Below are 1709 nucleotides of genomic sequence, written 5' to 3'. Positions count from 1 at the left end.
CGGCCGCACCCCCACCACCACCGCACCCCGCACACCCACACCCGCCACCCCATCCAACCGAACAGCCAACCCCGCCACCGTCGGCGTCTCGAAGAGCGCGCGGAGACTGAGTTCGACGCCGAGGACGGCGCGGATGCGGCTGGCCAGGCGCACCGCCTGCAGCGAATGCCCGCCGAGCGCGAAGAAGTCGTCGTCCACACCGACCCGCTCCACGCCCAGAACCTGGGCGAACACCGAGCAGAGCAACTCCTCGCGCACGGTGATGCCGCGGCGGGTGACCGTACTGCCGGTGACGCTCTCCCGCTCCCCGTCCGGTTCGGGTCCGGTCCGCGGCGCCGTCGTCCCTATCCCTGTCCCTGTCCCCGTCGCCGCCCCCGTCCCCGTGTCGGTGTCGGTGTCGGTGTCGAGCAGCTCAAGCCGGCCCTGGGAGTCCCAGCGGGCGCGGGCGCCGGTGGGGCGCATGAGGGCGCCGTCCTCGGTGAACGGGCAGGGCACGGAGTCGGGCCGGGGCTCACCACCGGTGACGTACAACCGCCCGGGGACGCCGGGCGGGACGGGCGCCAGACCGGCGTCGAGTACGTAGACGCGGCCGTCGGGACCCGCGATCCCGGGCCGGCGGCTGGACCACTCCCCCACCAGCCGCTGCCGCTCGGCCGGTTCGAGGACATCGACGGTGTGCACGGCGGTCCCGGGGTCGGCGGTGACGGCGTCGAGGACGCGCAACAGCCGGACGGTCAGGGCCTCGACGGTGGTGTGGTCGAAGAGGTCGGCGGCGTAGACGACCACGCCGTCCATGCCGGTGGGCCTGCCCTCGGCGTCGAAACGCTCCGCGATCTGGAGGTCGAGGTCGAACTTGGCGTCGCGGGTCGCGTAGGGCAGCACCTCGACGTCCGCGCCATCGAGTTCGGGGGCGAGAAGGGGTGTGGACCGCACCTCCAGGACGGTCTGGAAGAGCGGGTGACGGCCCGTCGACCGGGCGGGTGCGAGTTCCTCCACGAGGCGGTCGAAGGGGACCTCCTGGTGGTCGAGGGCGTCCAGCGCGGAGGTGCGCACCCGGGCGAGGACTTCGGTGAACGTCGGGTCGCCGGACAGGTCGGTGCGCAGCACCAGGGTGTTGACGAAGAACCCGACCAGCTCCTCCAGCGATTCGTCGGTGCGGCCCGCGACCGGACTACCCAAAGGAATGTCCTCACCCGCGCCCAGCCGGGACAGCAGCACCGCCACCGCCGCCTGCCACACCATGAACATCGTCACGCCCTCGGCCCGCGCCAGCTCCGCCAGCCGCCCGTGCAACTCCCCGGGCACCCGCACGGGCACGACGCCGCCGCGGTGGCTCTCGACGGCCGGGCGCGCCCGGTCGGTGGGCACGGCGAGTTCCTCGGGAGCGTCGGCCAGCGCCGTCCGCCAGTGGGCGAGTTGGTCCGCGAGCAGACTGTCGGGGTCGTCGGCGTCGCCGAGCAGTTCTCGCTGCCAGAGGGTGTAGTCGGCGTACTGGACCGGAAGCGGCGCGAAGTCCGGCGCCCCACCCTCCCGACGGGCCGCATAAGCCGTCGAGACATCCCGCCACAACGGCGCCATCGACCACCCGTCACCCGCGATGTGATGCACCACCACCACCAGAACAGAACTCTCCTCACCCACCCTCAACAACGACGCACGCAACGGCAGCTCACCGGCCAGATCGAAAACATGACCACACGCCTCCTCGA

The 1709-nt window shown here is 72.4% G+C and carries 1 protein-coding gene; it reads right to left on the bottom strand.

All coding sequences use genetic code 11. From position 1 onward, the window contains the following. Window positions 1-1680, bottom strand: a 1680-nt coding sequence (locus ACFXPL_RS37105) for a condensation domain-containing protein (protein WP_384927583.1), incomplete at its 3' end; no start/stop codon positions are given. Between the last annotated feature and the right edge of the window lie 29 nt (window positions 1681-1709).

It is taken from the genome of Streptomyces sp. NPDC059092 (genome assembly GCF_042756365.1).
Taxonomy (GTDB): domain Bacteria; phylum Actinomycetota; class Actinomycetes; order Streptomycetales; family Streptomycetaceae; genus Streptomyces.
Note: the sequence above shows the minus strand (reverse complement) of the source record. Positions and strands in the feature narration are given on the sequence as shown.